Annotated in this window: 17 protein-coding genes; 12 read left to right on the forward strand and 5 right to left on the reverse strand. The window is 55.9% G+C overall.

Annotated elements, in window-relative coordinates; genetic code table 11:
• The first annotated feature begins 180 nt into the window (after nucleotides 1–180).
• Nucleotides 181–2529 (forward strand): GH92 family glycosyl hydrolase, encoded by a 2349-nt coding sequence (locus tag HDF15_RS22430; protein ID WP_260331277.1) that lies wholly within the window; start codon nucleotides 181–183, stop codon nucleotides 2527–2529.
• Between the two features lie 183 nt (nucleotides 2530–2712).
• Here the strand turns inward: HDF15_RS22430 and HDF15_RS22435 are convergent, their stop codons facing one another.
• Both HDF15_RS22435 and HDF15_RS22440 read right to left on the reverse strand, forming a co-directional pair.
• Nucleotides 2713–3414, reverse strand: coding sequence for a hypothetical protein (locus HDF15_RS22435; RefSeq protein ID WP_184259672.1), 702 nt, complete (start codon nucleotides 3412–3414; stop codon nucleotides 2713–2715).
• Nucleotides 3415–3711: 297 nt separating this feature from the next.
• Complete coding sequence (locus tag HDF15_RS22440) at nucleotides 3712–4353, reverse strand: TetR/AcrR family transcriptional regulator (protein ID WP_184259674.1); 642 nt, start codon at nucleotides 4351–4353, stop codon at nucleotides 3712–3714.
• 120 nt (nucleotides 4354–4473) lie between these two features.
• Between HDF15_RS22440 and HDF15_RS22445 the strand changes: the two genes are divergently transcribed.
• The 8 genes from HDF15_RS22445 (at nucleotide 4474) to HDF15_RS22480 (ending at nucleotide 13429) form a co-directional block, all read left to right on the forward strand.
• On the forward strand, nucleotides 4474–5253 hold the full coding sequence (locus tag HDF15_RS22445; RefSeq protein WP_184259676.1) for a VOC family protein: 780 nt from the start codon (nucleotides 4474–4476) through the stop codon (nucleotides 5251–5253).
• A gap of 97 nt (nucleotides 5254–5350) precedes the next feature.
• Nucleotides 5351–5836, forward strand: coding sequence for a VOC family protein (locus HDF15_RS22450; RefSeq protein ID WP_184259678.1), 486 nt, complete (start codon nucleotides 5351–5353; stop codon nucleotides 5834–5836).
• Nucleotides 5837–5870: 34 nt separating this feature from the next.
• A complete protein-coding gene (locus HDF15_RS22455) occupies nucleotides 5871–6389 on the forward strand; it encodes a hypothetical protein (RefSeq protein WP_184259680.1) in 519 nt (172 codons plus the stop codon).
• Between the two features lie 712 nt (nucleotides 6390–7101).
• On the forward strand, nucleotides 7102–8094 hold the full coding sequence (locus tag HDF15_RS22460) for a phytanoyl-CoA dioxygenase family protein (protein WP_260331278.1): 993 nt from the start codon (nucleotides 7102–7104) through the stop codon (nucleotides 8092–8094).
• Nucleotides 8095–8201: 107 nt separating this feature from the next.
• A complete protein-coding gene (locus tag HDF15_RS22465; RefSeq protein ID WP_184259682.1) occupies nucleotides 8202–10052 on the forward strand; it encodes an ABC transporter ATP-binding protein in 1851 nt (616 codons plus the stop codon).
• Between the two features lie 145 nt (nucleotides 10053–10197).
• On the forward strand, nucleotides 10198–11406 hold the full coding sequence (locus HDF15_RS22470) for a putative sugar O-methyltransferase (RefSeq protein WP_184259684.1): 1209 nt from the start codon (nucleotides 10198–10200) through the stop codon (nucleotides 11404–11406).
• A gap of 127 nt (nucleotides 11407–11533) precedes the next feature.
• Nucleotides 11534–12094, forward strand: coding sequence for a DUF2306 domain-containing protein (locus HDF15_RS22475; RefSeq protein WP_260331279.1), 561 nt, complete (start codon nucleotides 11534–11536; stop codon nucleotides 12092–12094).
• 240 nt (nucleotides 12095–12334) lie between these two features.
• On the forward strand, nucleotides 12335–13429 hold the full coding sequence (locus HDF15_RS22480) for a mechanosensitive ion channel family protein (protein WP_184259688.1): 1095 nt from the start codon (nucleotides 12335–12337) through the stop codon (nucleotides 13427–13429).
• Nucleotides 13430–13489: 60 nt separating this feature from the next.
• Here the strand turns inward: HDF15_RS22480 and HDF15_RS22485 are convergent, their stop codons facing one another.
• Nucleotides 13490–14281 (reverse strand): TIGR03435 family protein, encoded by a 792-nt coding sequence (locus HDF15_RS22485; protein WP_184259690.1) that lies wholly within the window; start codon nucleotides 14279–14281, stop codon nucleotides 13490–13492.
• A gap of 194 nt (nucleotides 14282–14475) precedes the next feature.
• Here HDF15_RS22485 and HDF15_RS22490 point away from each other — a divergent pair, with 194 nt between their 5' ends.
• Nucleotides 14476–16053, forward strand: coding sequence for a Gfo/Idh/MocA family oxidoreductase (locus HDF15_RS22490; RefSeq protein ID WP_311733181.1), 1578 nt, complete (start codon nucleotides 14476–14478; stop codon nucleotides 16051–16053).
• Between the two features lie 206 nt (nucleotides 16054–16259).
• On the opposite strand, the gene HDF15_RS22495 is transcribed toward HDF15_RS22490, so the two are convergent.
• Together HDF15_RS22495 and HDF15_RS22500 are read right to left on the reverse strand one after the other, a co-directional pair.
• On the reverse strand, nucleotides 16260–17576 hold the full coding sequence (locus tag HDF15_RS22495; RefSeq protein WP_184259694.1) for a hypothetical protein: 1317 nt from the start codon (nucleotides 17574–17576) through the stop codon (nucleotides 16260–16262).
• 105 nt (nucleotides 17577–17681) lie between these two features.
• Nucleotides 17682–18977 carry an alpha/beta hydrolase gene (locus HDF15_RS22500; RefSeq protein ID WP_311733182.1) on the reverse strand — a complete coding sequence of 432 codons (1296 nt, stop codon included), beginning with the start codon at nucleotides 18975–18977 and terminating at the stop codon, nucleotides 17682–17684.
• A 651-nt stretch (nucleotides 18978–19628) separates the two neighbouring features.
• Between HDF15_RS22500 and HDF15_RS22505 the strand changes: the two genes are divergently transcribed.
• Both HDF15_RS22505 and HDF15_RS22510 read left to right on the forward strand, forming a co-directional pair.
• Nucleotides 19629–23063, forward strand: coding sequence for a DUF1349 domain-containing protein (locus HDF15_RS22505; protein ID WP_184259696.1), 3435 nt, complete (start codon nucleotides 19629–19631; stop codon nucleotides 23061–23063).
• 385 nt (nucleotides 23064–23448) lie between these two features.
• The gene (locus HDF15_RS22510) at nucleotides 23449–24894 is read left to right on the forward strand and encodes a GH1 family beta-glucosidase (protein ID WP_311733183.1); all 1446 of its coding nucleotides are present in this window, start codon (nucleotides 23449–23451) and stop codon (nucleotides 24892–24894) included.
• The last annotated feature ends 381 nt before the right edge of the window (nucleotides 24895–25275 follow it).

Genomic DNA, 25275 nt, shown 5'->3' on the forward strand with positions numbered 1-25275 from the left:
GTTTGCCGCTTAGCGATTGCATCTCTGCTTACATAGACTCATACGAAGGGAGTTTTTCCATGGTTCCCTGAATTTGCAAAAAATCTTGCCGACTCTGCGGGCTCGCGCAGCGCGAGCGCTGACGTCCTGGCGAAATTGGCCAACGTGTGGTCGCCAGCGAGGGCAAAAAGACATAGCATCATGGTTATGGCACGTGACGATCGTTTTTCAGCAGAGAATCCAACCCTCCCTTCTTCGAGTCCCGTTCAACCAGGCAGACGACGTTTTCTCAAGGCCTCCGGTCTAGCTGCGGCAGCTACCGCGATCAGCCCGGTAGCGTTTGCCGCTTCACCCGAACCACAACCAGGCGCCGGCACAGTTACAGATAGCAAGCCGATGCGGCCTCTCGATGCGGTCAACCTTTTGCAGGGCTCGCAATCGACGCCGGTTTTCTCGCATGGCAACACACTGCCCATTGCGACAGCTCCATTCGGCATGGCGCACTGGACGATCCAGACCCAGGCAAACACTCCCTGGATGTTTCAGCCGTGGGCACGGCGCACACAGGGGTTCCGCTGCACGCATCAGCTCAGCCCGTGGCTCGATGACTACGGCCATGCGGTCTTTATGCCATTTCGCGGCAACGTACATCCAGACGCCAGTCCACGCGCTTCGTCCTATATTCCGGAAGACGCGGTGCTCACACCGTATTCTCTCCAACTCTTCCTGCTGCGCTATCGCGCCAAGGTCGAGCTGGTACCCACCGAGCGCTGCTGCGTTCTCTCGGCCGACTTTGAAGCGCCTGATCCGGCAGATACGGATCAGACGATTGGCCTGATCCTGGACGTTCCCGCGACGAATTCCGACATCACGGCACACAAGGAGCAGAAGCGGGTACAGTTCACCTCGACCGCGAGCTCCGGCGGCACGCCTGATAACTTTGCGACTTACTATGTCGTCGAGTTCGCGGAACCGTGGGACAGTTTCGAAGTGCAGCCACACTCCGACCACCAGAAGAAGGAACAGCAGGTCGCCGTGGTGAAGTTCAAGAGCGGGACGAGGTTGGAGGCGCGCATCGGGACCTCGTTTATCTCGTTTGAGCAGGCGCTGTTTAACCTGCACGAAGAAGTCGGCGAGCGGTCGCAATCCGCCGTCAAAGAAGCAACAGAGAAGCACTGGAGCGAGATGCTGGAACGCATCGAGATCGAAGGTGCGACGGCACAGCAGCAGCGGACGTTCTACTCCTGTCTCTATCGCACGTTGTTGTTTCCCCGCACCTTTCATGAGCCTGTGCCCGGCGGCAAGGGCATGCATCACTACAGTGCATTCACCGGCAAGATCGCGCCGGGAGTGATGTATGCCGACCATGGCTACTGGGATGTCTATCGCGCCTGGTACCCCCTGATGTCGATTGTTTTTCCGGAGAAACTCTCAGAGATACTGCAGGCCTGGGTCAATGCGCTGAACGAAGGCGGTTGGTTTCCGCAGTTCCCGGCACCTGGGTACCGTGCCTGCATGTCCGGTAGCCTGATTGACTCGCTCTTTGCGGATGCGATCGTGAAGGGAATCGGGTCGTTTGACCGCGAGGTTGTTTTTGCCGGGCTGAAGAAGCACGCAACCATGCCGGGCGATCCCGACAAAGGCTATGGACGAGTCGGTGTGGAGAAGTATATGAAGCTGCACTACGTGCCTGCTGACCAGATCGAACAGTCGGTTGCTGAGACCGCCGACGCGGCGTACGGCGACTTCTGCATCGCGCAGATCGCGAAGATTCTTGGCAAATCCGAAGACTACTCCACCTTCATGGCACGGGCCGCCTACTGGCGCAACGTGTATGACACAAGTGTCGGCTTCTTCCGTGGCAAGAACGCCGATGGTTCCTGGCTCTCGCCATTTGATTCGTTCACCTGGGGCAGTCCCTATGAAGAGGGGTCCGCGTGGCAGCACCGCTGGGATGCCCCGCACGCGGTGAAGGATCTCTTTGAGGCAATTGGCGGTAAAGCGGCGGCGGTGGATGCGCTCGAGAAGATGGTGACTGTTCCACCGATCTTCCATGTCGGCGTATACGGAGGGGAGATCCACGAGATGTCTGAAATGGCAGCTGTCCCCTTTGGTCAGTATGCCCACTCGAACCAGCCCTCGCACCATATGCTGTATCTCTTCGCGGAGGCAGGCCGTCCTGACAGGACCCAGTTCTGGGTACGTCGCACGCTGAACGAGTTGTACTCGCCGGACTCCTTTGCCGGCGACGAGGATACAGGTTCCATGGCCGCGTGGTACATCCTGAGCTCACTCGGCTTCTACCAGGTGTGCCCGGGTGTTCCGGAGTATACGATCGGAGCGCCGCTTTTCCCGCAGGCAACTGTTCACCTGCCAGGCGGTAAGACGCTGAAGGTGCGTGCCGAAGGAAACTCCGCGGATACGGTGTACGTTGAAAAGGTTTCCCTTAATGGAGAAGCACGTACCGGCCGAAAACTCTCGCACCGGGAGATCGCTGCGGGCGGCACGCTTCTCTTCAGGATGACCGCCCAGGCACCGAAGACGAGCTAAGCTGCTGCTTTGCTCATGGCGCCTCTTTGCCTCGCGCGGACGTGCTCCAGATCTTCTACAACAGCACTGCCCGCGCGGGCAGTGCTGTTGTAGAAAGGGCTTGCTTTACCCTCCGGCCCCTCGGAACGGCTTCGACCTCGAAGAACGGATGACGATATCCCGCCAGACCGATAATCCGCTGCATCAGCGTAGGAGATAGTTACCGATTCCGATCCACCAGGATGATTGGTGAACGTACGTATACTCTGCGATGATCTGCAAGAAGATCATTGCAGGGAGAGCATAGAGATAGACCTTGTGGATACGGCGCTCCACGATGATGTCTCGAACTACGCCTAAGAGAATCAAGGCATCCACTCCAGCGGGTGCGAAGACGGCGGGCAGACTCGGGATGCGTCCGAAAGCTGCTTCTGTGAGTGCACACGTGGCGATCAGCATAAGGCGGCGATGAAAATCCGGACGTTTGCGCCAATAGATCGCCAAAGCAAATGGAACTGCAAAGCAGACTAGTTCCATCACTTCAACGAAGAGGAAAGGCACGGTTGGGAAGGGAAGTTGGCGCTGAATAGCCAATCTCAGCACGGCGGTTGACGTCGTGTAGCCGAGGACGAGGATGGAGACTGCGAGGCCGGCGCCTACCCAACCCAGCGTACGATGCAGGCGGACATTGTGTGAGCGTACAAGGGCGGATTGCAGGATGAAAAAGAGCACCCACGCAGAGAAGACAACGGAGTGCAGGTAAACGATCTGCGGAGGCTGGACACTTGGGTGGAGCAGATTCTGGTTGATGGTAAAGCTAAAGCCATAGACCACAACGGCTGCATTCAACAATGACATGAAGAGATAGAAGTAGCGTTCCAGCATGCTCGCTCGCTTTGTTGTCATACGCTCCTATAGCCGTGTGGCTGGTCACTTGCGGTTAGTTGTTGATCTTAAAACGATAGGCTGCCGCAACCGTTTGCTGAAAACGTGATACATGGGCCATTTACCAAAACACCGTGGGCTCTTATTTATTCCCAATGTGCGGATGACCCAGTCCGTCAGCGCGTCCCACGAGCCGCATCGCATTGTTTTCCGGATTTCGGTCGCATACGCTCCAGCCCTCGATCATCCGGTGCAGGTTTTTCTCGGTATAGCCTCGCTCGAACTTGGCCATCCATTGCGTGAAGCCTTGTAGAAAATTTAGTTGAGCCCTCGTTCGACCATCGTCACGAGCCGCTCGCCCAACGCCAGGATCGCCTCGTGTGGCATCCGATAAAGCGGCCCTTCAAGCACCAGAAGTGCCAGTCCATGGACCGTCGACCATGCCAGGTACTCCGCATCGCTGCGGCTTTTCTTCGTGAGCAGGCCGCTCTCCAGCATGCGATCCAGGGCCAGGGAAAGCAGCTGAAAGGCGTTCAGACCCATGGATGCGGTGTTTGCCGGGTTGGGCGAATCAACTGGTGGTGGAACCGAGAATGCCGTACGAAACATCCCGGGTTCTCTCATCGCGAATCCCAGATATCCTATGCCCACCGCACGCAGACTCTTTCGCGCATACACCTGGGGATCGCGTCCTGGACGGCACTTCTTCATTTCGTCTTCAATGGACGCGGCGACCCGCGACAGGCATGCCGACCGCACCGCATCCAGCAACTCAGCCTGGCCAGCAAAATATCTGTAAGCTGCATTCGGAGAGACACCCGCCTGCCGTGTTGCCTCCCGCAGAATGACTGCCTTGGGTCCTCCAGAGCGGGCCATCTCGAGCCCGGCCGTCACGAGTGCGTTGCGTAGATCACCGTGGCGAAAGGTCTTGCGTTTTTCAATGATGACGTTCTTTTTCATTGTCCGTTCAAACTAGAGTGTACCGCGCAGGGGAGCATTGTAGACAGCATCCACTTAGCGGTGGTAGCGTATGTGGACGATGTTTACTTCGTAGCGATATATCCCAAATGGAGGTGCGAAATGGCAGACGGATTCATCTGGTACGAACTTGTTACCAATGATATGGACAAGGCAGTCAACTTCTACAAGAAGGTCGTCGGGTGGGATGTCAAGGATGCCGGTATGCCCGGCTTTACCTACATGATCTTCGGTAAAAACGGCAAAGACGTTGGCGGCATGATGACCTGGGCTGGCGCGGGCGCGCCCGATCTTCCCACTCAGTGGATGGGCCACATTCACACCGCAAAGCTCGACGATGAGTTGAAGGCTGTGACTGCCGACGGCGGGACGATTGTGAAGCCCGCTCAGGACATCCCCGGCGTAGGCCGTTTCGCGGTCGTGCTGGACCCTCAACAGGTGAAGTACCTGCTCTTCGAACCCGGCAAGGGATATGTTCCGCCTCGGTTGGGTCAGATGGCGGCAGGTAATGTGGGTTGGCACGAACTGCTTACAGATGACGCAGCAAAAGCCTTCGATTATTACTCCAGGCACTACGGTTGGCAGAAGGATTATGCGCACGATATGGGAGCCATGGGTGCCTACCAGACTTTCCGGACCGACCAACCCCTCTATACGGGCGGCATGATGAACCGTAAAGGGCCCGGCATGCCCGAAGGGATTCCCCCACACTGGCAGTACTACTTCCTGGTCGACGACATCGAGGCTGCGCAGAAACGTGTGATCGAGGCCGGAGGCAAGATCGTGCTGCCTCCCATGGACGTACCCGGAGGTTCACGCATCCTGCAGGCCACCGACGATCAGGATGGTCACTTTGCTTTGATGCAGGGACCAAAGTCCTGACCGCGCTGAACTTCATCACCGGCGAAGCCGTTCTTCATGGCAGAAGAACGGCCGCCGAACCTTACGGCGAACTTTGAAAACCTGAGAGGAGAGCAACATGTCGGAGAAGATGATCACCTGTCTGTGGTTCGACCACGGGAAAGCCCGCGAAGCAGCTGAATTCTATGCCGCCACCTTTCCCGACAGCCACGTCGGGAAGATAAGCGCCTCGCCCACGGATACGCCATCCGGTCCCGAAGGTCAGGAACTCATCGTTGAGTTCACCGTCTGCGGCCGCAATTTCATGGGTCTCAACGGCGGTCCGCAGTTCGTCTCCAACGAATCGGTTAGCTTTGTGATTCTTACCGACGACCAGGCCGAGACCGACCGGCTGTGGAACGCCATTGTCAGCACCGGCGGCCAGGAAAGTATGTGCGGCTGGTGCAAGGACCGCTGGGGCTTTTCATGGCAGATCACTCCGCGCGCGTTGCTGGCGGCGACGAAGGACCCGGATCGCGCTGCAGCCAAGCGCGCGATGAACGCGATGATGACGATGCGAAAGATCGACATCGCCGCGATCGAGGCCGCACGCGCGAAACAGTAGAAGATCATCCACTCAGAGACGAAGAGCGGCTACGATGAAAGATCTCTTTGACCCCACTCTGGCAGATGACATAAAGCAGCGAATCATGGGCGTCATCCTCAGTCATTACAAGGTCGTCGGACCTCTGAAAACAGGATCGTTCTCAAACGATCCGGCTCGAGGCGAGGCTATCCAGGAGGCAGGAGAGAGTGAAATGATCTCGGTTGTGCACATTGGACTACCGTTGGCGCCACCATGGGTTCCTGCCGAAGATTGCGAAAAGATTGCGTCGCGCCTGATAGGCCTTCGGCAGAAAATGGAGGGCGCTGGCTACCGATATGAAGTGATGCATGCCTCCCCAGAGGGAGGACTGGCAGAGCTTCGCAAGCGGCTGCAGAGTGAGCCATGCGATGCTGTGTTGATCGGCGGCGGGGTGGTGGCCGATGAGAAGCTCGCCGTTTTTAAGCAGCAGATTATTGAGGTTACAAGGGACGAGGCACCAGGGGCGAAGGTGCTGGAATTTGACCATGCGGTGGATGTCCAGACTCTCCTGGAGCTCGCCTTCTCAATCTGATTCAGCCTTTCCGCTAACAATTCCTGTTTTCGCAGCTGCTCGGCCTCATCGTTCACAACATTGGAAAGAATGGAACGCGCGGTGCCCTAGATCGCTCCTCCCCGTACAGCGCGAGCGGTGTGGAGTGTCGCTCCGCTACCGGCTCGAACGTCAACTGGTTCAATCGTGTAATGCAACTCGCAAAGACTACGAAATACGACACACTTCCGCAGAAACCATCCTCCCTATCTCCTTCGCTCACCAGTAGTTAAGAAGGTTTCTATAGCTTCTGGACAGCTTCTCATGCAGAGCCGCGCCAGCGATCCCGAGGGTGCTGACAATCTGATGACAAACCAAAGACAAAGGGCTGACGCAGCTATAAAAGCCGAATGATACGTTTGAAATCGTCATGTACTTCTCAGTGATGTCATCGAGTTAGAACCATGAGTCATACCGTTCGACCAATGCTTCACGATCGATTCTGCAACTCTCCAAATCGGAAGTCATCGGTTCTTTCTGGCAAAAATGATCCGAGACGAAGTATCGCCGGAAGCTTCAGCGTTCAGTTTGATCCATAGCTTCTATCGATCATGGCGACTTAGGCAGATTACGGAACGCAAGAAAGAGCTAGAGGTATTACTTGCGGTCGATGCGCTGAGCAAACGCGGACGATATCGGTGGTCAGAGATAGTCAGGGAGATCCAACAATAGCGGCTCATGGAGCGATTGCTGCTTGCGCAACGTACTGAATCAGGGAACTGGGATGATCGAATGTATGCTAAAGCCATTTCGTGAAATACACGCAAAGGACTTGGATCCTGGCTCCCTCAAGGAGGAGCTGAATGAGCATGGCTACCTGCTTCTGAGAGGGCTGATACCTGCTGAGGATGTAAGACACCTTTTGGATAAGATTGTAGAGATCCTGCATGACGCAGAGTGGCTCACCGGGGATAGTGACCCTGCTGCTCGCGTCATCAATCCAGGTGCAGCTTGTGGTGATCCTGATCCTGCGTTTAAAAGTGTTTATGAAAAGGTGTTTAGTCTGGAATCATTCCATGCTTTTGCACATCATGTCGCTTTGCGACAGGTCATGCATCAGCTTGTGGGACCGGACTTACTCATTCATCCGAAACCTATTGGACGATTGATCTTTCCAAACTGCGAACGTCTGGTCATCCACGCGCATCAGGATCACGGAGCGGTTGCGGGTGATTCCGAAAGCTACACGATTTGGATGCCACTACACGACTGCCCGCAGGAGCTAGGTCCGTTGCAGATCCTGGAGGCGTCTCATCGTTATGGTCTTCAGCACGCCGATCCAGAGACAGGAATGATTTCAAAGGAGCTGGCGCTCGGAGGTGACTGGGTAGCAGGCAGCCTGAATGCAGGCGACGCACTGATCTTTCATAGCCTAACGGTTCACGCAGCCTCTCCGAATGTCTCCGACCAGCTCCGTATATCGATGGATTGCAGATTTCAGAGCGCCGAACGAGCAATCGACCCCGCGAACCTTGTGTTCCCAGGATCTTCCGGGCGGAGAAGCTGGGAGACGACATACCGCAACTGGCGCTCTGACAGCTTGAAGTATTTTTGGACGAAGATGCCGCTGAAGTTGAAACCCTCTAAAGCCGAGCTTGCCGAGCTTATTCAAACAGCTAGCTCTGAAAGGATGCGATCAAGATATGCGGCAACCCTTCGTCAGCTCGATTCGCAGATGTCTGATTGATGTCCTGCCGGGGCATATCGATAAGGATCATGAAATTGACTTCACACGATATTCCAACGTACTGAGTTTACGGACGGCTCATTCTGAGAGCCCGTCAAAGAGCAAAAATGGTTGCCCATAGCAACGCATCGCGCGACATCGAAAAAAACGCAGAGAATGATCCACGCGGATCAAAGCCCAAGCCGAGGATGAGCGGTGCTGTGTCTGAAATTTGGAAGCTCGTCAAACCGCGGAGATGGCCTCTTGCAGGGAGCTTTCTGCTCATCCTCACCAACCGATTCTGTAGCTTTGTCGTGCCAGTCTCGTCGCGATATCTCATCAACAATGTAATGTACCGGCACCAGATGGAGAAACTCCCGCTGATCCTTGGCGCTGTTGTGGGAGCAACTTTTATTCAGGCGGGTACCACCTATTTACTGGATCGCTACCTTGGGCTTACTGGCCAGCGTGTCATTGCAGAGTTACGCGCGCAGGTTCAGGCACATATCGGCAGACTACCCATTTCGTTCTACGACGAGAATCGGACAGGCACGCTAGTCGCACGCATTATGACCGATGTGGAGGGCGTTCGCAATCTGATTGGCGCCGGTCTTCTCGACCTTCTTGGCGGCGTCCTTACTGCACTGATCGCTCTTGTCATTTTGATAAAGATCAGTAGCTTGATGACGATTCTTACATTCTGTCTTCTCGCGATCTTCGTTTGGTTCTTGAAGAGCGTTCTCGGCGTGACCAGGCCCCTCTTTCGAGAGCGCTCTCGTATCAATGCTGAAGTTACGGGACGTCTTACGGAGTCTCTCGCTGGTGCACGCGTGATCAAGGGCTACCACGCCGAGGAGAGTGAAGCCCGCGTATTCGCGAACGGGGTAGATCGTCTTCTTCAAAATATTGCACGATCGATCTCTGCTCAAGCTATGATGTCTCTCTACTCCACGGCGACACTGGGGATAGTGGGTGCCCTGGTGATGTACCTCGGAGCTCAAGAGACCATGTCTCACCGCATCGATGTTGGCGGTTATGTTGAATTCATTCTGCTTCTGGCTTTTATGGTTGCGCCCGTAGGGTTGCTGGTCAGTATAGGGACTCAGCTCACAGAGGCCTTCGCAGGCCTTGATCGCACCGCTGAAATCCTTAATGAGCGAACGGAGGACGATGAGCCACACCGTACTATAGCGATCGGCACAATCCAGGGCCATGTTGCCTTTGAAGATGTCACCTTCGCCTATATCACGAATAAGCCTGTGCTGCACGGCATCAGTTTTGTTGCAAAACCAAACACCGTTACCGCATTGGTAGGTTCCTCAGGGTCAGGCAAGTCAACCATTATCTCGCTTATCTGTGGCTTTCATACCGCTATAGGCGGGCGCGTCCTGGTTGACGATATAGACCTATCTGCTGTTTGTCTTTCGAGCTTCAGGCAACAGCTCGGTGTTGTGCTGCAGGAGACCTTTCTCTTTGACGGCACGATTCGCGACAATATTCTTTTCAGCCGGCCACATGCCACAAGGGCTCAGTTTATGGATGCTTGCCGCATTGCCTGTGTCGATGAATTTGCAGTGCAGTTTCCGGAAGCATATGAAACGGTGGTCGGCGAACGAGGCATTAAGCTCTCTGGAGGGCAGCGTCAGCGTATCTCCATCGCCCGCGCGATTCTTGCTGATCCAAGTATCCTGATTCTTGATGAAGCGACGAGCTCACTAGACTCTGAATCAGAGGCCATGATTCAAGATGGTCTGCAATACCTTATGCAGGGTCGTACAACCTTCGTCATCGCCCACCGGCTCTCCACCATAAGACGTGCGCAGCAAATCCTCGTGATTGAGGGGGGACGAATCGTTGAACGCGGTGATCATGAATTTCTCTATCGGCAAAGGGGACGATACTACGATCTCTACACGCGACAGCATGCTCTTGAGACAAACCTCTTTCTCGCGCCTGGTGAAGGCGATAAAGTGATCTAATTCCTATACTTCATCCGACGTGCCGGCAATATGCTCGGCTTACATCAAGGCAGCGGAGCGACAGAGCCAGGAATACGAGCAGTCCCTCTTGCGTTTCTGAATCCACAGCTTACCTCTAACCTGAAATTTTGCATGTTGAGACCTTATGGCCGAGTTTAAATCTTTATATTCTCCTCTTCGTTTGGCTAAAGCTGCCAAGGCATCAGTGTCGACACACTGGAAGATCTGGGAGTTTGGCCGTTATGGCGAACATCGCTTCAAGGGCGATGCTCGTTTTGATTTACAGAATGTCACAGAGGGTTTTCGATCTCGTCTCGATACTTCGCCCGATGATACGGAGCTGCTCCAGAGAATATGCGCAGCCTATAACCGAGCTGTGCAACAGGAGAGCCTTGCAGCGAAGGCTTACACCGCTCCAGAACAGAGGCAGAAGCTTCGGCAGTCCAGTTTGGGTCCTGTGATTCGGGCATTGCGTGCCAGCGATACTAAAACTCTCCAAAGAATGTATCGCAATTTTTATCGTGACGCCTGTTCTTCTGGTCTATTGGGTGCTCCCTATGGGATGTCGAAGGAATTCTTTGGTGGGTCGATTCGAGACCTCTACCGGCGTTTTTACTTAAGCCATGTCTTGTGCCGGTTTGACTACTGGCAGGAGATGACTGACCACCGTTTTACACTTCGCGAGTTGGCGGGGCCGGGCGTGGGAAACCCGTTTGGTGTCGTGATTGACGGCACCCATATCGGCGTGGGCTCTGAGTATGCTCATTACTGTGCCCAGAGAATTATTGGCCTGCGCCCCATGGAAGGGAACAAGATCGCAGAGATAGGGACCGGCTTCGGAGGCATGGCCTATTACCTGCTTCGAGATCTGCCGAAGGCATCCTATATCGGCTTCGACCTTCCAGAGAATATTGCCCTCACTACGTACTACCTGATGAAGGCCTTTCCCCAACTCAACTTTGCACTCTACGGAGAGCAGGAGATTACGGGTGCACTTGCACGAGCGAATGTGGTTCTTCTGCCTGTCTTTGAACTCGCCAACATGCCTGCTGAAAGCGTAAATGTCACCTTCAGTTGCCGTCCTCTTTCCGATGGGTCACCGTCCGGCGTTGGCGAATACCTCATGCGCACTGCACGTGTGACAAAGGATCACTTCCTTTATATAGACAAACAGCGTAATGCTGATCTCGTTGCAGAGACTCTTGATCGAAACCACCCTTCGTTGAAGCTGGTAGAGACTCGTAACTCCGGCTGGCTGAGTCATAAGGTTTCAGGTGCTGGAGTGGGAGGCGCAGCAGGCCTTGCAGACTCCATCGTGCTGGAACGATGGTATACACAGTCAAGTAAACAATAAACATTGAATAAGTGACTTTCACTGGAGGATTATGCTGGACAACGTAGATGCGACCCAACCCCCTCAAAGCCGATCCTCCCTTTCGCCTCGGCGGTGGAAGTTGGCCTTGTGGGCTATGATGGCGGCCATGACGACGTCGGTTATTTTGTATAGCGAGGTACCGCTCTTACGTCAGGCAAAAGAGCGTGCCTACCTCTATACGATTCCCCTGTTGATCGTGCCTCATGTGCTTGGAGGAGTTACCGCACTGCTCAGCGGTCCGCTACAGTTCTCAAGCAGGCTACGTCGCCGTAATCCTCGCTTCCATCGCATCCTTGGGCGCATCTACGTTTGCGCGGTACTGACTGCAGCTCCTATTGCGATGATCCTCTCGCAGAATCGTCATGATCCCCACGCGATTCACTTTTTCGTGGCAAACGTTGTTCAGGCCGGAACGTGGATCATCACGACCGTTGCAGCGTTCGTGACGGCTTATAATGGATGGTTTCAGAAACATCGTGAATGGATGATTCGCTCCTATGCTATGACTTTCACGTTTGTCGGCACCCGCGTTTTACAACCGATTCCTTTTTGGAACCGCCATAGTGAAGCGGGCTTTGCGATGGAGATCATCATGATCACCTTGATGGCTATCTTGATACCTGACCTTGCCCTCTGCTGGCGAGAGCTAACCAAACGGCGGACCTAACTGCTAATCAGTCTGCATAACGAGGGATGTTGTAACCGGACAGCATTTGGAAAGTATTCAAATAGGTCGGTGTGTCGTGGCCCAGTAGGGAGGGATGGGCAACCAGGGGAGAGCGTTATAGGAATGTCAAGGGGAACTTCAGCCTCTGCTCGTTGTCCATATCTAGCATCCAATCTGTTTCAGGCGATCTAATCTATCGGACATAGCGTCCATCGATATCACCCGGGGATAGAGCACAGCATGACTCATGCGCTTCATTTTCAGCACGACTGGTTCTTCGCCATCTTCCTTTTCTGCACGGCCCTGGTTCTCGCCAACGTCATTCATTTCGTTCTCTTCCGTCTCCTGCGCCGCAAAGAGGCGGAGAATACCCATCTCGGATGGGGGCTTCAGCGTCATCTTGGCGCACCGTCCCGCGCCGTCTTCTTCATCACCTGCTTGCTCATTGTGCTCCCGGTGATTCCGCGTCTGTCCGGCAAGCTGCAGGAACTGCTGAATCAGATCTTCATCATGGCGCTCATCGCCGCGTTGGGATGGTTTGCGGTTGGCTGCGTCTACGTCCTGCAGAACGTATTCCTCCGCCGCTATGACCTCACCGCTGAGAACAACGTTCAGGCCCGCCGCATCCATACCCAGTTCCAGCTCTTCCGCCGCATGGTCATCAGCCTGGTCATCGTCATCGATGTCGGCGCGTTGCTCTGGAGCTTCCACGATCCGCGCATCTGGCACTACGGCACCGGATTGCTCGCCTCTGCCGGTGTGGCTTCGCTGATCCTTGCCACTGCCGCCAAATCCACCGCTGCAAACTTTCTCGCGGGCCTCCAGATCGCCATCACAGAGCCTATTCGCATCGACGATGTCGTCGTTGTGCAAGGAGAGTGGGGGCGTATCGAGGAGATCACCTCCGCCTACGTCGTCATCAAGATCTGGGATCTACGCCGCCTGATCGTTCCGCTCAGCTACTTCATCGAAAACTCATTCCAGAACTGGAGCCGCGAGCAGAGCGATATCATGGGCACCGCTTTCCTCTATGTCGATTACTCCATCCCCGTCGAGGAACTCCGGGGCGAACTCAACCGCATCATTCAGGCCTCTGCTCTCTGGGACAAGAAGGTCTGCGGTCTTCAGGTCACCAACCTCTCTGAGCGCACCATGGAACTCCGCTGCCTGGTGAGCAGCCACAACTCAAGCCAGAACTTCGACCTTCGCTGCCTCGTCCGCGAGCAGATGACCGCCTTCATTCAACGGAACTATCCCGAGGCCTTCCCCACGACACGCTTCTCCGCCCACGCTACCAGTCCAGGCGACCCACCTGAGGCTGGACATATCGACTAGTCGGAATAACCTCCTGAGGCTCCACAGCTAGCAATGGCATCGAAGGACTGATCGCAGCGTTTAGTTTTCCGTAGGCTGCTCCACGTGATCTATCACCAACGTATCTACCGGTCCCTTTCCGGGTTGCAGCTTCAGTCCAAGCTGCTCCTGGATCGCCGTAAAGAGGTTCGGTGGAGCATCAGCCGCACCGTTATCGGCTGCACCGTTCGCAACGTTATCAGCGGTCCATTGCAGGTGAAAATCATATCGGCCTGGGAGGCCCGTCTTGTCGATCACCGTGCGATCCAGTGGAAAGGACAGGTTTCCCGCCAGGTCCGATAGCGTCACTCCCGTGGCAGTCATATCCGTATTGTGCACATTCATGTTGCCGGAGTCTGCCGCGTCCGGCGCAACTGCACTCGCCTTAAGCTTCGGACCATTTTTTGCGACGACCAGTTCGTACACAGGAAGCGTCTTGGGCTCGGTGTGTATCTTTAGATGAAAGCGGTCTACAAGGATGGCGGCGAGCATTGCCTGCTGCTGTTCGCGCGAAAGACTGCTCAAAGCCTTCATATCCGGATCTGTCACCTTGGCGTAGACGTCGAACCGCAACGAATCGGCCCATGCGGGCAGACCAGATATCAGGCCTTCGCGAATTCCATACGCATTTACGAGCAGATGTTTGAGCGGCACATTTGTCGCTCGAAACCAGGCGTCGTCCCTATCCACGCGCGTGCCTCGTGAAAGGCCATGGTTCAGCTTGATCACAACGGCGTCATAGACCGGCAAGGAAGAAGCGGGTTGCTGGGCGACACAGTTCCGGCAGTAACCCAGAGACGCCACGAACAGGAGCGAAAGCAAAAACTTCGACATGCCAACCTTACGCTGCGGAGAATCAGAAAGTTCCCGCTAACTGGGTCTCCGCCTCAGCCAACTCTCGGTTAGTCCTCATAAGTTGACTTATCCCTACCGCAGCGCGAGTTTCTCAGACTGACGCAGGCACTGGCCGAAACGATATCCGCTCGAAGGTCTGGCATCAGCAAGGGGGCCTGTGTATTCTTGTGCGTGTGTCGAACCCAAACGAAAACCTGCTCTCGCTGAATGCCTCTGAGGCCACGCCCTCACGTGTCGGCCGCCGTGAATTTATCAAAACCAGCTCTCTCGCTGCCGGTGCCCTCGCGTTTGGCGCGCCTGCATTTGTACGCGGACAGCATCTCAACAGCAAGCTGAACATCGCCTGTATCGGCATCGGCGGAAAAGGCCGCAGCGATACCGATGCCTGCGCCGGTGAGAACATCGTCGCGCTGTGCGATGTGGATGCAGGTTCCGAGGCCTATCAGACGCAGACGAAGAAATATCCGAGCGCCAAGTTCTACAAGGACTTCCGCCAGATGCTCGATCAAATGGGCGATCAGATCGATGCGGTGACAGTCTCCACGGCGGATCACACGCACGCCATTGTGGCATCGGCGGCAATGAAGAGGAACAAAGCGGTCTTCTGCCAGAAGCCACTGACGCAAACGATCTATGAAGCGCGCTACCTGCGGAATATGGCCCACGACCGAAAGCTCGTGACGCAGATGGGCAATCAGGGGAGTGCCTCGGACGGTCTCCGCCGCGCGGTGGAGACGATTCAGGATGGTCTCATCGGACAGGTGCATGAAGTCCACGTCTGGACAAACCGTCCGATCTGGCCACAGGCCATGGAACGTCCCGCCGGAGAAGACCCCATCCCCGCCACCTTAGATTGGGACGCCTGGATCGGTCCGGCTCCGATGCGGCCCTATGTCGGTAGCCGGAATCCTAAGGACAAGAATGGAGTTTATACGCCGTTTAACTGGCGCGGCTGGCAGGATTTCGGTACCGGTGCACTGGGCGATATGGCCTGCCACACGGTCAATATCCCCTTTCGCGCTCTCGATCTCGGTTACCCCACAGAGATCGAAGCCATGCCTTTCGGTCGGATGAACAAGGAGTCCTATCCTGTCGGCTCCAAGATCCGGTTCGCCTTTCCCAAGCGCGAAGCCCGCATTTCTCTTGAGCATCCACATCTCTTCCACCATTCCAAAAAGATCGAGCATGACCCGATGACACTCTGGTGGTACGACGGCGGCCAGCCTGACTCCACAGCCCGTGGCGGCCACGACCTGAGCAACAAGCCGCCTGCGGAACTCACCGCCGATATCGTCGCCCTACTAGGCAAGCTTCCCGACAGCGGCTGCCTGCTCATTGGCGAAGGAGGCACGGTCTTCTCACCGGACGATTACGGGAGCAATTTCTTCATCAAGCTCAAGGGCGAGAAAGAATTCGTCAACTACCTCAAGCATCCAGCCATGGCGCAATACCCGGAGCGCATCCCGCGCAATCGTCATGTCGGGGATTTTGGGCATGCCGAGAATGCCGCGGATCTGGGGCAGGCGCATGCGCTGGAATGGCTCGATGCCATTAAGGCGAACAAACCAGAGATGTGCTACTCGCGTTTTGATATCGGCGCACGCCTGGTGGAGATCATGCTGCTGGGCTGCGTGTCCTTGCGCGTCGGCCAGAAGATCGAATGGGACGGACCGAAGATGGTTGCGAAAAACTGTCCTCAGGCTGCGCAGTTCATACAGCGGCAGGACCGCACCGGTTGGGCACTTTCCTGATGCAGTCATCCTGGGCAAAATCGAATATGCATTCGACCTGACGATCACGTTCGAGGTTAGATGGGCAACATGTTTGCCTGGAATGCTCATCGTTGCCACCATGAGCTTCCGCGTATTGCGGCCATCCAGCTTCCGCAATGCGCGTTTGTCGGGACCTGATTCGGACGCGCTCTACTGAGTCAATCTTGTTCTGACAAGTGAATTCGTTAGCGCAAGACCATTCGCTCAATGACGAGATGAGGACCCGCATCCACCAAGGGATAGTGTCTTGGGAGAGGGACGCGCACAAGCATCAGGGTGGCTTCTGTTCCTTCGTCGCCAGCTTTCGGTGTGAGTATTAGATGAGACTCGTCTGATCGATCCAATACGTATGCGATGGGATGATCTGCAACATGCATGTCGAGATCCACGGAATGCCTCGCTTCGTCAAAGTGAACATCGCCATCTACGAGTCTGCCGTCAGACAGGCGTAGATTTAGGGCTCCAAAGGGTTCGATGTACAAGTCTGAAACCGTAACATCTTGGGCAGAGACGAGAAGAGGTTTTGGCTCGCCGTTCAGCTGTGTTGATTCGACGTGCCACTGTCCAATGAACGATTTCATATTCTTCATCTGATCTGCCTCACTCAGGCGGTCTTTAGCTTCTCCGTACGAACGGTAGCCCAACGCTATCAATAGCACAGCCCACTCTAGGATCAGAATTCCCGTACGCGAGCTGCGACGAGTAAAAAGCGGAATCCACGCTCCTCGCGGAGGCTTTGGTTGATGTCGCCAGAAATAAGAAAGCAGGGAGTCTAGGTCGGGAGCTACAAGAAGAAGCGCCATCAGCAGGAGATGGGCCGCGTAGATTTTCACGCCAACGTCGAAGAAGTAGTCGTAAAGCACAATATTGCAGGTGATGAAGATCGTTATGAGCGCACCTAGCAACGCGGTGCGTCGATAGAGGACCAGCAGACCTGCAATGACTTCGATCATGCCCATTGTTGCCTGGAATCCGGGCCTCAGGCCGAACGTTGTCCACAGCAACATATGGGGCGAGGTCTGTCCAAGCGGCTCATTCAGGATCGCGAGCGACGGCGGAGGCATCTGGCTCAGAAAAACCTTATCCAAACCATAGGCCAACATAGCGACAGCCAACGTCAGTCGGAGGAGAAGGCGAAACGATCCGAGAAGAAGAGGGTATGCCTCTGCGCGTCGGTCGAGAGCTGTCCAGAGCAGGCTTGCGATCATTGTCGCCGTGAACATCACCGCGATGGCGATCCAGTTCAGGATGGTATCGCCCGAATCGCTATCACCTATTGCCGTTCCGATTCCGTGAAGATGGAAGATATGAAGACATATCCACTGAGCTGCTTGCAGGAACGGCCACGACAGCCAACTCTCGATGTGGGAGCCAGCCCAGGGGATCGTTTCCCATACGGTGTAAATGCCGGAGCACAGCGCATAAACAGTGAAGTAGCAAAAGGTAAATCGGAACGCGAGCCTCGTTCCAAAGCTCCAACGCAACTTCAACGAATCATCCATAACGGTGTGACGTGCGAGCATAGGCATCTTCTTTCGATTAGTCCTCATAAGTCGCCTTCTAGTCAGTGACGGCCTGATTGCTTCCGCTATGCGCGTTTCGTGGAGCTAATCGGTCTGCGGAAGCGCAGCGATGAACTTCTCCATTTCTTTCAGCACCTCCGATTCGTTTGATTTGAAGATATAGTGATCTGCATTTGGGATACCCACCACCTGCGCAGAAGGAACCCCGGCCGCGAACTCACTCCTGTGAGTTGTCGTGTGGTCGGCCATAAACTTCGCCATAGCTGCACGGCCTGCAGCGTTGTACTCCGGCATCGGACCCAAATCATGAGGATCAGCGAAGATAGCAAGCACAGGAGACGTGATCTTCGTATACTTCCGCTGCCCAAGCATGATTGCTTCCTCAGGACCCAATTCATGGGCAGGTTCAGGAGGATTCTCAGGTAGTCTGGCCACTTTGTCCCGCTGATCCTGTAACTCTTTTTCCAAAGCCGGAAGTTGTGTAAGGAGTTCAGAGAGACTCTTATTGTCCACACCACCCTTCTCAACTAAATTGCCCAATTCCTTTCGGGCTTCGTTTGCGTCGAGGTTCACATCTCCCTTGGCGCGATCATAGAAGGCATATTCATAGGCCGCCTCTAGATAAATCAGCCCCGCAATCTTCTCAGGATGTCTTGAACCGACGGAAGAGAGTTCCTCTCCGGCGATTGAGTGGCCGGCCAGCACAGGGCACACAAGACGGAGCGCATCTATGACGGCGAGTACATCGTCGCCAAGGCGGTCCGCGTTGTAATTAGCTTCGCTTGGCGGGGGCGAATCGGACTCACCGAATCCTCGCCGTGTGATGCCATAGACGTGATATTTCTTGACCAGCTTATGAGCGAAGTCATCGAAGCCGTGTGCTGTGTCTCCGAGTCCTGCAAGAAGGATGAGGGGCCGTCCCGCGCCGCCCCAGTCCAGTACCTCGAGCTTCACGCCCTTTTCCACCGATATGAAAGAGGCAGTGCATGCGCAATGAATGTCACGCGGCCATGCCGTGCCAGAGGTAGGACGGTGGAGGGTCACTGAGGATGTTCCATCTTGCTTCATCTTTCCCGCGATGGAGGTGCCATCGACGCTCACTGTCCCTCGATAGGAGAGCTTGAGGTCCGCGATGGAAAAGGCTAACTCCGTGCCATGAAATGTGATCGCGCTAACGGGTATGCCGTCTGGACCTTGGTCGATGCTGAAAAACTTCGCATTCCAGGCTCCATCGGCGGACTGATCAACATGCAGGATGAACCGTAAACGTTCCTCACCGGTGCCAACCGCACCCTGCCAGTCACCAGAGATATCCTGTGCCCGCATGGGCGACACGATAAGGAAATACAGCAGTGCGGCCGCAAACAGAACTCGCTTCACAACCCAACCTTTCTAGACAATCAGCCGAAACTACGCTAGTTATGCATTGTAGCGGAGGCTTTTGCACGGCTCACTTGCTAAAGATAGGCAATCTCGGAACTTACGCCAACATTTGCGGATTAGTAACGAGAAGCCGGCTTCTCGGAAGCAATCAGTTGCTCAACGCAAGAGCGTTTTGCGCTACTGATCCTCCGACCGAAGCTTAACCGTGTTCAATGAGTGACTAGCCTTGAAGGCATCAGCCTAGAGGCAATCCTCTTCGTTCTACCTACTCTTCAGAACTGCATACATCCAGACCTTTATTCCCTCAGGCACTCATTACTGTCGCCGAAGCCGAGACTCGAGCACGAGCCGACCGGAGGCGGTCACATCACTGTCGAGGGTTTTACTGTATGAGACGAACTCAGGCTCTGAAGCGACTCCCATGGTGCGTGTCCAGGAATAGCGTGGTTCAAGAAGATTCGCGTTTTGGCAGGGAATTGCTTCTGTCAAAGAAGCAGTCGCTATCAGGAGAGTCAACGTAAAAATGAAACGCCTGGCATGGAAGAGATTGAGTGGGTCATTCGTATTGACATGCCTTCGTGCTGCGAACTACAAGGCTCGTGGAATTTACAAGACCCATTCATAAGTACAGAAGGCTTAGGAGGCCCCATGTTTTCGAAACAAGGTTGGCTAGCATTCTTCGCAATCCCATGGCTTTTCATTCTGCTGATCAGTGCGACGGTCAGTCATGCTCAAGTCACCTACACAACGTCGTGGATCGCTAACTCGTATGCGACTTTACCCACGTACGTAGGGAACGCCATGCGATCCATGTGGGTGGCGCCGGAGGGCGTCATCTATACCTCGTCCGACTGGGACGAAAGCCAGGGAAGCATCAACGTCTACCAGAATGGCCAAAAAATAACCACCTTCAGTGCTCATGGGGAAGCCCAGGGCGGGGCGATCGGCGGCGATGCCACCGATGTCTTTGCCGCGCTGCAATTCAACACCACCCTCGGAGGCAGCGGCTATGTGGGCCGATACAACCGGAGCACCGGCACACGGGATCTGACATGGTCGGCGAGCTCGGACACGACCGAGCGGCTCGCGGACGTCATCACAGGAATCGCCGACACCGGCACGCTCGTTTATGTCAGCGACCATCCCGACAACCTGGTGCGGTGCTACACCACCGCAGGGGTGTGGCAATCGGATTGGAGCCTCACGGATCCTGGCGCGATCGCGCTCGATGGAGCGGGGAACATATGGGTCGCCCAGAAGAGCGAGGGTACGATTCAGGAGTTCGCCGCGTCGGGGACCAAGCTGAACACCATCAACATGGGGTCCAGTTCGCGGCCTTCGGCTCTGTACTATGACAGCGTCAAGAGCCAGTTGATGATCGGCGATCAGGGGCCGAACATGAACATTCAAATCTACGGAAATTTGTCCAGCACTCCGTCGCTGGTGAGCTCTTTCGGCGTGCAAGGCGGCTATCTGGACACGACTACGGGAAGCAAGGGGCAAACCGGGAGCCAACGCTTCACGCGCGTCGTCGGTATCGGGAAGGACAGCTCCGGAAACCTGTATGTCCTCAATAATCCCTGGGGTGGAACCTGGGACCTGGGACGAAACGGGAAGACCGATCTTCACGCTTACAACAGTTCCGGCGTGCTGCAGTACACGCTGCAAGGGCTGACCTTCGAAGGCAACGCCGCCTTCGACCCCGGCACGGACGGCGCCTACATGTATAGCGGTCAGGATGTTTACACCGGTTTGGGCGGAGGAGGACATGTTGGCAACAGCGTCGATACGCTCGACTATCCGACCGATCCGCGCGTGGATATCACCAACAACAGCCGCGGATTCGACTTTGGCACGATGGCGACCGTCAACGGGCATCGAATCCTCGCGGCTGCCGGCCAGAATTCGGACATCTTCCTGTTCTCCTATTTCCCCACCAACCAGTACGCGTCGATTCCTTTTGGCACGCTGCCTGGCCAGACCACTCCGGCGGGCTACACCAACTACTTCAATACACTGGCCCGGGTTCGGAACGGTTTTTGCCTCGACACGAACGGAGATATCTGGGTAGGGTTGGACAAGACCAACGCGATCACCCATTACCCACTGACAGGTTTTGATGCCAATGGCGTGCCTCTGTATGGACCGCCTACCACTACGCCTACGCCCTCGACCATCGCCCCACTTGCCGGCATCGAGTACATCCCGTCCACCGACACGATGATCCTGATGACCGCCAATGGCACCGATTGGACCTCGCTGGGGAGCCGGGTCGAGGTGTACCACGGCTGGCAAGCGGGCAACACTACGAACCCCAACCCCGTCATCAACCTGAAGACTGCCCAGAGCCCCAAAGGGCGGACGGCGGCGGGCAATTATCTGTTCATCTCGTATGTCCATACCGTGCCCGATATCGACGCCTATAACCTTACGACCGGCACCGATGACCTGACGATGACCAGCGCCGATCCCAATGTGCTGGTGGGCAACGATGTGGATTCGATGTACGGCATTCGGGCTTACCAGAAGAGTAATGGCCAGTATCTGATCAGCAAGGATAATTACAACAACAACTCGATCGTCGTTCACACGATGACCGTTGGCACCCCGCCCCCGGACTTCAGCATTTCGGACACGCCGAGTTCGCAGACGGTGATGCAGGGCAATAGCACCACCTATACAACGTCGATCAGTGCGCTGAACAGCTTCACCGGCACAGCGACCTTGAGCGTAAGCGGCTTGCCTGCGGGGGCGACGGCAAGCTTCAACCCCGCGTCGGTTACCGGTTCCGGAAGCTCGACGCTGACGGTCGTGACGGCGTCGACGATTGCAGCGGGCACATACACTCTGACGATTACGGGCGTCAGCGGCACTCTGTCGCACTCGGCGACTGCGACGATGATCGTGCCGGGGCCGCCGGACTTCGGCCTCTCTGCCACACCGAGTTCGCAGACGGTGGCGCAGGGAAGCAGCACTACCTACACGACGTCGCTCAGTGCGCTGAATGGATTCACCGGCACGGCGAGTTTGAGCGTGAGCGGCTTGCCTGCCGGAGTGACGGCAAGCTTCAGCCCTGCGTCGCTTACCAGTTCCGGAAATTCGACGTTGACGGTTGTGACGGCGTCGACAACCGCGGTGGGCACGTATCCTCTGACGATCACGGGCACCAGCGGCACGTTGTCGCACTCGACGACAGTGACGTTGGTCGTGCAGGGGCCGGACTTCAGTCTCTCGGCCACGCCGAGTTCGGCGACGGTGATGCAGGGCAATAACGGAAGCTATACGACGTCGCTCAGTGCGCTGAACGGCTTCATCGGAACGGTGAGTCTGAGCGTGAGCGGACTGCCTACCGGGGCCACCGCCAGTCTCAATCCCGCGTCGGTCGCGGGCTCGGGGAGTTCGACGCTGACGATCTCGACAACGGCGACAACCGCAGTGGGCACGTACCCTCTGACGATCACAGGCACCAGTGGCAGCCTGTCGCACTCGGCCGCAGTCACTCTGGTGGTCAGTGCACCCACAGGGGGTAGTCTGCCGACGGGTTGGACGGATCAGGATATTGGAAGCGTGGGCCTCGCTGGTAGCGCCAGCTACAGCAATGGCACGTTCACAGTGAGCGGTTCCGGGAGCAGCATTACCGGCACGGCCGATCAGTTCAACTATGCGTACCAGGCCGCAGGCACGAGCTACACCATCACGGCCCGGGTGGTCAGCATGACTAACACCAACACCGGAGCGCAGGCAGGCGTGATGGTCCGCGAGACGCTCGCCACCGGTGCGACGATGGCGAACATCAATGTCACACCTGCGAATGGCGTCACCTGGCTCGATCGCACGGCCACCAACGGTAGCGCGAGCGGGAGCAGAACCCCCAGCCTCGTGGCACCTTATTGGATTCGTGTCGTGCGCAACGGCAGCACCTTCACCGGTTACTTTTCACCGGACGGGGTGACCTGGACCCAGCAGGCCACGGTCAGCCTATCGATGGCGAGCAATGTGTACATCGGACTGGTGGTCAGCAGCCGGAACACCTCCCAGTTGTGCACGGCGACCTTCGATAACGTGTCCGTCACCACGCCGTAGGTGGTGTCTGAGGAATCGACGAGTACGCTTTTGCTGTTGCTTCTGAGATAGGCCCGGGCTTTAGCCCGGGTATTACGGGACAAATACGAAAGGGGGCTTCAGCCCCTGGGACAAGCCTTCCTATCTCCTGGCACTCTGCCTGCGGAGAGGAGAGCCTGTCCCAGGGGCTGAAGCCCCCTTATCGGCCGTCCTGAATGTCCGGGCTGAAGCCCGGACCTATCTCAGAAACCCGGACTTATCTCAGAAACAATGTGTGCGCAGATCGTGCCATCGACATATCAAACCCGTGTCCTTGCCATGCAGTGCGCCAATCGCCCGAATTGAGTCACTGCTCCCCGTAACGTGTATGCCTGCGCTACGATGGGAGTGGCTGATGACAAAACGCATGAATCGTAGAAATTTTGCCCGACTACTCGGCTTGTCGGCGAGTGTTGCCGCCCTACCGGCAACTGCAGTGACTCCTTCCTCCCCCCTCACCAACGCCACAAAAGAGCGGGGATTCCCAAAAGGATTTTTGTGGGGCACAGCGACCTCGGCCTATCAGATTGAAGGCGCGCCCACGGAAGACGGTCGTGGCCCCTCGATCTGGGACACGTTCTCGGATGTAAAGACAAACACCTACACGGGCGACAACGGCGATATGGGTGCCGATCACTTCCACCGCTATCGCGAGGATATTGCACTGATGCAGGAGCTGGGCGTGCAGACGTACCAGTTCTCGGTGTCCTGGTCACGCATCTTTCCAGAAGGGACGGGAACGCCTAACCCACGAGGTTGGGATTTCTACGACCGTATGCTCGACACCTTATTGGCTGCCGGTGTTCAACCGTTTTGCACCCTGTATCACTGGGATCTGCCGCAGGCGATGATGAAAGTCGGCGGATGGCAGAGCCGGGACACTGCGAAGGCGTTTGCGGATTACTCAGCCTATGCCGTGAAACATCTGAGCGACCGGGTGAAGAACTTCATCACGATGAGCGAAGTGTCTCAATTCGTCGATGGAGGATACAGATACGGAAGCGATGCCCCTGGACTCAAGCTGTCGGATGCCATCGTCGCGCAGGTAACGCACAATGTGCTGGTGGGGCATGGGCTGGCTGTGCAGGCGGTGCGAGCGAACGCGCGCGTGGGAACGAAGGTAGGAATCGCTGACAATGCGGTGAGCACCTGCCCGGTGATTGAGACGCCGGAGAATATCGCAGCGGCGCGAAAGGCCTACCGCGAGATGAATGCGCGATCGCTGACTCCGATCATGGAGGGGCGCTACTCCGAGGACTATTTGCAGGGCCTGGGAGCGAATGCGCCGAAGTTTACGACTGAGGATATGAAGCTCATCAGCACGCCCCTGGATTTTATTGGGCTGAACGTCTATGAGCCGACCTGGATCAGAGCGAGCGCCGATCCAGGAGGATACGAGATCGTGGACATGCCCAAGAGTTATCCGATCATGGCGGCGAAATGGCTGGAGCTCGGGCCGGATGGAATGTATTGGTCGCCAAAGCATCTGCAGGCGTTGTGGGGTGTGAAGGAGATCTACATTACCGAGAACGGAGCGGCAAGCCTGGATGTGCCGACCAAAACCGGCGAGGTGCTGGACGTGGACCGCATCCTTTTCCTGCGCAGCTACCTGGAACAGTTACAGCGCGCGGTGAGCGAAGGTGTACCAGTGAAGGGGTACTTTCTATGGAGCCTGATCGACAACTATGAGTGGTCCGATGGCTATGCGATGCGCTTTGGCATCACCTATGTGAACTACAAGACCATGAAGCGGACGATCAAGCTTTCGGGGCAATTTTATAAAGAAGTGATCGCAAGGAATGGGCTGGCGTAGGAGCGTTCTCTCAAGGGTCACTTCATGAGTGAAGCTATAGCCGAGCAGTCTTATAACTCCAGCGCTGAGACGGCGCGAGCCATCCGTAGTAGCGCAACGATGCCACCCTGAACATCTCTACGAGGAAGCATTCTCAAGGAAATGGACTTCCAACTTGTCCGCACGAACAACGTCCAGCACTTTGACGACTCGTTCTGAACCGGGAGCGAAGATCTCATCGCCTGATTTGGGCAAAGGTGCTCCGTGAGGATAGTCAATTTCGTTGTTTTCCCCGGACGTTACGTCTTTGAATAGAACCAGTGGCATTTGCATTGACCTCTACGAATTAAGGTTATCACTGCGGACCTTTTGGGGAGCCCTTTGTCGGATATCCAGGTGTGT

The organism is Granulicella mallensis, assembly GCF_014203225.1.
Classification (GTDB): Bacteria; Acidobacteriota; Terriglobia; order Terriglobales; family Acidobacteriaceae; genus Granulicella; species Granulicella mallensis_A.

Excerpts from the sequence above, each read along its gene's own strand:
- HDF15_RS22430 (WP_260331277.1), top strand. The coding sequence starts at position 181 with ATGGTTATGGCACGTGACGATCGTTTTTCAGCAGAGAATCCAACCCTC.
- HDF15_RS22435 (WP_184259672.1), bottom strand. The coding sequence starts at position 3,414 with ATGACAACAAAGCGAGCGAGCATGCTGGAACGCTACTTCTATCTCTTC.
- HDF15_RS22440 (WP_184259674.1), bottom strand. The coding sequence starts at position 4,353 with ATGAAAAAGAACGTCATCATTGAAAAACGCAAGACCTTTCGCCACGGT.
- HDF15_RS22445 (WP_184259676.1), top strand. The coding sequence starts at position 4,474 with ATGGCAGACGGATTCATCTGGTACGAACTTGTTACCAATGATATGGAC.
- HDF15_RS22450 (WP_184259678.1), top strand. The coding sequence starts at position 5,351 with ATGTCGGAGAAGATGATCACCTGTCTGTGGTTCGACCACGGGAAAGCC.
- HDF15_RS22455 (WP_184259680.1), top strand. The coding sequence starts at position 5,871 with ATGAAAGATCTCTTTGACCCCACTCTGGCAGATGACATAAAGCAGCGA.
- HDF15_RS22465 (WP_184259682.1), top strand. The coding sequence starts at position 8,202 with ATGGTTGCCCATAGCAACGCATCGCGCGACATCGAAAAAAACGCAGAG.
- HDF15_RS22470 (WP_184259684.1), top strand. The coding sequence starts at position 10,198 with ATGGCCGAGTTTAAATCTTTATATTCTCCTCTTCGTTTGGCTAAAGCT.
- HDF15_RS22475 (WP_260331279.1), top strand. The coding sequence starts at position 11,534 with ATGACGACGTCGGTTATTTTGTATAGCGAGGTACCGCTCTTACGTCAG.
- HDF15_RS22480 (WP_184259688.1), top strand. The coding sequence starts at position 12,335 with ATGACTCATGCGCTTCATTTTCAGCACGACTGGTTCTTCGCCATCTTC.
- HDF15_RS22485 (WP_184259690.1), bottom strand. The coding sequence starts at position 14,281 with ATGTCGAAGTTTTTGCTTTCGCTCCTGTTCGTGGCGTCTCTGGGTTAC.
- HDF15_RS22495 (WP_184259694.1), bottom strand. The coding sequence starts at position 17,576 with ATGGATGATTCGTTGAAGTTGCGTTGGAGCTTTGGAACGAGGCTCGCG.
- HDF15_RS22505 (WP_184259696.1), top strand. The coding sequence starts at position 19,629 with ATGTTTTCGAAACAAGGTTGGCTAGCATTCTTCGCAATCCCATGGCTT.
- HDF15_RS22510 (WP_311733183.1), top strand. The coding sequence starts at position 23,449 with ATGAATCGTAGAAATTTTGCCCGACTACTCGGCTTGTCGGCGAGTGTT.